This is a genomic window from Streptomyces sp. NPDC034049 (assembly GCF_055575575.1).
The window spans coordinates 1-6322 of record NZ_JBVISJ010000040.1; the positions used below are offsets into that span (position 1 = coordinate 1).

Genomic DNA, 6322 nt, shown 5'->3' on the forward strand with positions numbered 1-6322 from the left:
AGACATTCAGAGTGTCAGGCTTGCACAGCTCGCACATTACGTGTCAATCTGAATTGCATGACGCAGAAGACACCGCGCGAACTTCGGGCCGAAGCCGAGGCCGCGCTCACGGGCCCGGGACAGCAGCGGATCAAGCTCCTCGCCCAACTGGAGGCGCTCGATGCCGAGCTGCGGCCCCTCGTTCGGGAGGCCAGGCGGATGGAGGTCCCGATCCGGCGGATCACGGAACTGACCGCCGTTGCTCCGAACACGGTCCGGGCCTGGGCCCAGCCGAAGGACGGCGAGTGATCATGCGTCAGTAGATGCCGACCCCGGACGAGGACGCTCGGGCGGTCGAGATCGCCGAACGGGTCGCCGCTCTCCTCGGGGAGCTGGAGGCGATTCAGCCGGAGAGCGTCCGGGCCCACGCGGGTCGGATCACCGGCCCCGGTCTGGAGATCCGGCATCCTCGCCGCCGCCACCCAGCTCGCCGCCCGACTCACCCCCGCTGCCTGACCAACTGCCCGCCGGGGTCGCCTGCACGAAGTGCCGGCGCCCCCGGCCCCACCCGGGGAGCCTCGACCCATGACCGACCCGAACCCGGCCTACACCGACCGCAAGGGCCGAACGAAGGCCGACCGGATTGCAGCCATCAAGCGCGGCAGTCCCCCGATCACCGACCAGCAGCGCAAGGACGCCCGGCTCCTGCTGGAGAGCCTGCTGCTCGCCACCGGACTCCACGGCGTCACCCTGGACGACCTGGACGACCTGGACGGAACCGTGGACCTGCCGGGTGGCTGCATCGACGTGATCCTCGCCAAAGCCGACAAGGCAGACAGGGAGCTGGACCGATGACCTGTCATGGGTGATCTGCTCGACGAAGACAATGACGCCTGACCAGCAAGAACGCCCCACCGGTCCAACCGGCGGGACATTCTTCGGCCCTTCGAAGTCACACCAGCCACAACCGAATCCGTGTGCCACCGGGTTGATGCGGTGTCACATGTGGCAGGCTCAACCCTCACAACCCCAGACAACGCAGAGGGCCCGGTGCGCTAACACCGGGCCCGAAGCGAACACCAAGATCCAAAAAGACTTTCCACGGACTCAAGGATTGGTGCTCACCTTGTTGCCCAATGATGCAGGACAACCGGCCCCGGTTGCGACCCCGTCTTCGGACGCGTCGCTGACCAGGGCCGTACGTGTTTCCGAGCCCGCCCGCTGCTACTGCGGGAAACCGCTCGTCCGGACCCCTGGCAAGCGCGCCCGCCGCTTCTGTGGCGAGGCCTGCCGCAGCGCGGCCCGGCGGGACCCCGGCGGCTCCAAAAGAGCCCCCGCAGACGCCGTTTCCGCAGGTCAGACCAAAAGCGGTCGCCTAGGTAAAGGGTTGACAGAGTTTTCCAAGTCGCCTGGACCTGCGGAAACGCAGAACGGCCATGCTGGCGTGGACGCTCCGCAGGAGACCCGCGCGGACAAGGCGGCGGCTGCGGCGGTCCGCCGGTGGCAGGGCCGGAAGGTGCTCAACCGCACGTCGGGCATCGGCGCCTGCCGGGGCTGCGGCCGGAACGTCCTAGACCCCGACACGGGCGTGATCGTCGGCCGGTCCTCGCGCGGGTACGCCGTGACGATCGGCCTGGTCCGCTGCGGACGGATCTGGTTCTGCCCCGAGTGCTCCGCCTCGATCCGCAAGGGCCGCACCGAGGAACTCAAGACCGGTGCTCTGCGCTGGCTGGCTGCAGGAGGCACTCTCGCGGCCGTTGTGCTCACCGCCCGCCACAACCGCACGACCGAGCTGGACAGGCTCTCAGACGCCCTGTGGGGCGCCCAGAAACGGGACGCCTCCGGCGCCGTGGTCCTCGACCGGTCGGGCAAGCCCCGCCGTACGCCCGGCGCCTACCAACGGATGCTGACCGACCCCGCGTTCTACGGGCGGCCGGAGTCGGTCTCCTGGTGGGAGCGCAAGGACGGCAGCTGTGGCCACTCCGTCCGCCCGGCGCAGGACGGCCACCGCCACCACATCGGGTACGCGGGCATGGTCCGGGCCTCCGAGGTCACGCGGTCGCTGGCCAACGGCTGGCACCCGCACATGAACCTGCTGGTCTTCCTCGGCGGCACGATCGACGGCACCCCGGCCAAGGGCACCGTGGACCCTGACGGCTTCTTCGAGCCGGGAGACGACGCGTTGGAGGACTGGGAGGACTGGCTTCGAGGCCTGTGGGCCCGCACCCTACGGAGCATTGACCCCGCGTTCGAGCCGTCTACGGACTGCGACATCGTCGACTGCAAGTGCCGGGGGAAGGGCCACGGCGTCATGGTTCAGATCATCACCTCAGCCGACGACGCTGCCCTGATCGACTACCTGACCAAGGTCCAGGACGGCAAGGAGGCTCCGGCGGTCTCAGTGACGGACGACCTGGCCGCCGCGAGCGGAGCCGCGCTGGAGACGGTCCGCGCCGACCACAAGACCGGCCGGGGCCGGAAGTCCATGACCCCGTTCCAGATGCTCTACCGGCTGTGGGACCTGGAGGTTCAGGGCACCGACCCCCGCCGGGCGGAGGGCTACGGCAGGCCGGACCAGCTCCGGGCCTGGTGGGCGGAGTACGAGGCGGCGTTCGCCGGGCGGCGGGCGATCGAGTGGACGCGTGGCCTGCGCGGACACGTCGGTCTGAGCGGCGACGACTCCGAGGAACGAGATCTGGACTACGTCTACGAGGGGGCGGCCAAGGAGCCGTTGACGGGCGGGGTCGTCATGACCACCTCTGCGCACGCCACGGTGGTCGGGGCGGACGCTGAGATGGAGGTAGAGGCCGTGGTGGTGAACGAGTTCTACGACTCCGTGGGTGACCTCGTGGACACCCTCGGGGGCCGGGCCAACCACGTCCGGGTGCTCGACGCAGACGAACTGGCGGAGGTCCAGGAGAACCTGACCGCCCGCGTCCTCGCCCGCCGGAAGGAGCGCGAGCGACAGGCCCGGATCACGGAGCTGGAGGCGGACCAGGCGGCCATCGACCGCTTCGGCCCGGAGCTGTTCGCCACGCTCGTCTTCCGCCTCGACCAAGCCTCCCGCCGCAACGGCTGGGCCCGGACGTGGGCGACCGCGTCCACGGACTGAGCCGCTACCGGCCTCGGCCGTGGCCCCGGCTCTGGTCCTGCTGCGGCGGGACCGCCGGGGCCCCGGCCGACCAACCGGGCTGCCCCGGCTTCGGCTTCGGGCCCGTGGTCCTGGTCGTGCTCCTGCTGCGGGCGGCGGCCACCGAGACGCCCGGCATGAACGCGGGCTCGACCCTGGCCGGTTCGGGGAATGCTCGGGCCGCGACGTCGGCGGGGGCCTGGGCCTCCTGGTCGACCTGCGTCGGCTCGACCGTGGCGCCGGCACTCTGGCCCGGGACCGCGTACGCGACGCGCGGGTCCGGCTGGCCCAGGGTTTTGCCCAGGTCGGCCCACCGCAGATCGCGGGCGACCTTGGAGGCGGCCGACCACACCTGTCCGCCCTCGGCGTCCGTCCAGCCGGGCAGGCTGAACGAGTAGCCGTTCATCCGGCCGCCCTTGGCGACGTTCGCCCGGTATGAGATCCCGGCCTCGGTGAGGGCCTGCTCGAACGCGAGTCGGCCCGCTCCCGCGCTCGCGTCGCGGGCGGCGCGGACCGCCTCGCGCAGCTGCTCGCGCTCCGGCCGCTCGGCTCCTCGGCGCTGGGCGGCGGCCCGCTCGGGCCCGGACACCTGCGGGGCCTGCCGGTTCGATTGCTCCTCGGCGTTGATCAGGCCGTGCTCGGCTTCGAGCGCGCGGACGATCGGCCTCGACCTGCGGTAGTCGTGGCTGTCGGACGCAAGTTCGCCTGACCACCGGATGCGGGACACGGTCAGGTGGATGTGGTCGTCACCGTGGCGGACGGCGACCCATGGCACGTCGGCGCCCCACATCCGTCCGACGTACTGCTCGGCGATCTCGGCGAACTTCTCGTCGGCGAGCACCCCGTCTTCGTCGGGGAGGCTGAGGGAGCAGCGCCATATCGGCTTGCTCACGTCAGGCCGTTGGCGGCTGTGCCGGTCGATGATCCGGGCAACCTGCTGCGGGGTGCCCGGCACCGACCCAGCCACGATCCGGGGGTTCTCGTGTTCCTCCCGGTGGCCGGGCCCGAAGTCGTACCGGAGAGCACCGCCCGCCCTTCTCCCCTTGGTGATCTTGGCAATCACCGGTCGGCCTCGTCGTCCTGGTCCTCGTCGGTCTCGCGGTCCGGCCCGAGTCCGCGCACCGCGAGGGCCGCGCGGCCGACTTCCGCGATCGCCTCCTCGATGGCGGCGTGCAGCTGGCCGCGCTCGTGGCTGTACCGCGTCAGCTGGTTCAGGTTGTTCGCCGCCGCGACCAGCTGGCCGTACGCCGCCGCGTTCACGAGCGGCACGGTCGGCACGTCGCCGGGGATGCCCCGGCGGCCCAACCGCTGCTCGACCACCGCCCGCACCCACGCCCCGAGTTCCCGGCGGCCGGTCTTCTCGCGGGCGCGGTGCCACCGCTCTAGCTCCTCCTCGGTGAGCCGCACCGAGACACAGTGCCGGCGCTTCTTGCCCGGCGTCCCCCGCACCATTCCCCCGCTCCCTCCGCTGGTGATCCGTGATCACCAAGCCTGCCGGGTCGGGGCCCGTGGGTGAACACGCGGATGGTCGTCGGGTTGCCCACGCCGTTCGGTGCAGCAGCGTGGGGAAGCCGACTCCGCACGGGCCCAATGGCCCGTGCGGGCGGAGCTGTCCGGCCTCCGGCGGGCGGGCTCCGCCCGGCGGACCGTGGCCCGTTCAGGGCCCGGTCTCTCCCCCGCCGCGACCGTAGGGAGTGTGGGGCGAGTGTCGATAAGCAAAGCGCATCGACATAACTCACTCCCAGGAATCCCGACGCAGGCCCGCAGGGGCCGAACCGCAGGGATTCCTGGGCGACTCCGACCCGCACTCGGTCAACTGCCCGAGGTCGTCGGGCGCTGGGAGCCCCTTGGGCTCCCGTGCCCGTCGACCGCCCTTGCTCCTCTGCTTCCGAGGACCCGCCGCCCTGCCGGACGGGTCACCTCGGCGCGCCCGACTTCCCCCAGGAGCGCGCCCGGGTCGACGCGTTCAGCGGCGAGAAGCCGCGGTGAGGTCTCCGTCGTCGGCGTGGTCCTGGTCGTGCTCGGTCCGGTGCCGAGTTGGCGGCGCGGTGTGCTCATGCCGGGAGTTTGCCGGGTCGTGGCCGTGCTCCTGGTGCTCATCGCCGTACGTCATCTCGAAGATGTACGGCGGGCGCCGATGACGTACGCGACGACCCCGGCCGGGTAGGCGCCGGCACTTCGTGCAGGTGCCCACCCTCCGCGTACGGTCGGCGGCATGACGAGTGACACCCCACGGGACCCAACCGGCGCGAAGCTCTGTGCCTGGTGCGGCTCGGAGATCGCGCAATCCGGCGTCGGCCGCAGCAAGGACTACTGCCGCCGCAGCTGCCGACAGCGGGCGTACGAGGCGAGACGACAGCGGGAGGCCGTGGTCGCTGCCGTCGCGGCGGCCGTCGTACGCCGAGATTCGTCACGTGTCGAAACCCGGCACCCCGACGATTCGTCACGTGACGAAATGGAACGGGCTGGTGGGGAGCCGGTTCCCGCTGTTCCGGCTCCGCTCCGTCCGCTTCCGCCGCTGCCTCGTCCCTCGCGTCCGCGGTCGGGGATGACTGCTCAGGCGTTCCCCTTGCTGCCCAAGAACACCGACGACGGAGAGTCGGACGGTTCGCCACGGCGAGAGGGTCAGGGCTGACCAGCTATCCGGTCTTCGCCGTATCGCGGCAGCAGCTGCTCCCCGCCAGCCCTTGCCGGGCCTAGGGGTCGCCTCGCGCGCCCGCATCCGTGACGGCGGGGGTACGGCGGCCCGCCCAACTCCCCGTCCGCCAGACGGCCGCTCAGCGCGCGCGACCCCACTCCCCCTCCCCGTCAGCCTGGATCTACGAGCACAACGGCGAGAGCAGCAGTCGGCGGATCTGCGGCCATGTAAACCCCGGCGAGTAGCCGCTGTGCGGCCCCGTGAGCGGCCATTGGGCGACTGGCGGCCCAAGTCCCGCGCGGGCCGCTTCCGATGGCTCAGAGGGCCGTTTGTGGGCTCTGGCGGCCCGGTCGGTGGCCGGGCTGGCGCAGGGCGGAGACATGAGCGCGGGCCCGGACGCGGGCCGGGCTGCGCGGCCCGCTTGCGGGCCGCCTTGATCCAGTAGAGAAAGTTTGAACGCGAAAAGCGCAGGCTATTTCAAGACATTCAGAGTGTCAGGCTTGCACAGCTCGCACATTACGTGTCAATCTGAATTGCATGACGCAGAAGACACCGCGCGAACTTCGGGCCGAAGC

The 6322-nt window shown here is 71.1% G+C and carries 5 protein-coding genes; 3 read left to right on the forward strand and 2 right to left on the reverse strand.

Annotated elements, in window-relative coordinates; all coding sequences use genetic code 11:
• Positions 1-57: 57 nt before the first annotated feature.
• The 3 genes from ACZ52C_RS41775 to ACZ52C_RS41785 all read left to right on the forward strand — a co-directional run bounded on the left by ACZ52C_RS41775 (position 58) and on the right by ACZ52C_RS41785 (position 3091).
• Complete coding sequence (locus tag ACZ52C_RS41775) at positions 58-288, forward strand: hypothetical protein (protein ID WP_469079759.1); 231 nt, start codon at positions 58-60, stop codon at positions 286-288.
• Between the two features lie 276 nt (positions 289-564).
• Positions 565-834 carry a hypothetical protein gene (locus tag ACZ52C_RS41780; protein WP_469079760.1) on the forward strand — a complete coding sequence of 90 codons (270 nt, stop codon included), beginning with the start codon at positions 565-567 and terminating at the stop codon, positions 832-834.
• A gap of 589 nt (positions 835-1423) precedes the next feature.
• The gene (locus tag ACZ52C_RS41785) at positions 1424-3091 is read left to right on the forward strand and encodes a replication protein (protein WP_469079761.1); all 1668 of its coding nucleotides are present in this window, start codon (positions 1424-1426) and stop codon (positions 3089-3091) included.
• Positions 3092-3095: 4 nt separating this feature from the next.
• On the opposite strand, the gene ACZ52C_RS41790 is transcribed toward ACZ52C_RS41785, so the two are convergent.
• Positions 3096-4172: a relaxase/mobilization nuclease domain-containing protein gene (locus ACZ52C_RS41790; protein ID WP_469079762.1), complete on the reverse strand. Its 1077-nt coding sequence runs from the start codon at positions 4170-4172 to the stop codon at positions 3096-3098.
• On the reverse strand, positions 4169-4561 hold the full coding sequence (locus ACZ52C_RS41795) for a MobC domain-containing protein (RefSeq protein WP_469079763.1): 393 nt from the start codon (positions 4559-4561) through the stop codon (positions 4169-4171). The genes ACZ52C_RS41790 and ACZ52C_RS41795 overlap by 4 nt, the downstream gene beginning before the upstream one ends.
• Positions 4562-6322: the final 1761 nt, after the last annotated feature.

Excerpts from the sequence above, each read along its gene's own strand:
- ACZ52C_RS41795 (WP_469079763.1), bottom strand. The coding sequence starts at position 4,561 with ATGGTGCGGGGGACGCCGGGCAAGAAGCGCCGGCACTGTGTCTCGGTG.
- ACZ52C_RS41775 (WP_469079759.1), top strand. The coding sequence starts at position 58 with ATGACGCAGAAGACACCGCGCGAACTTCGGGCCGAAGCCGAGGCCGCG.
- ACZ52C_RS41780 (WP_469079760.1), top strand. The coding sequence starts at position 565 with ATGACCGACCCGAACCCGGCCTACACCGACCGCAAGGGCCGAACGAAG.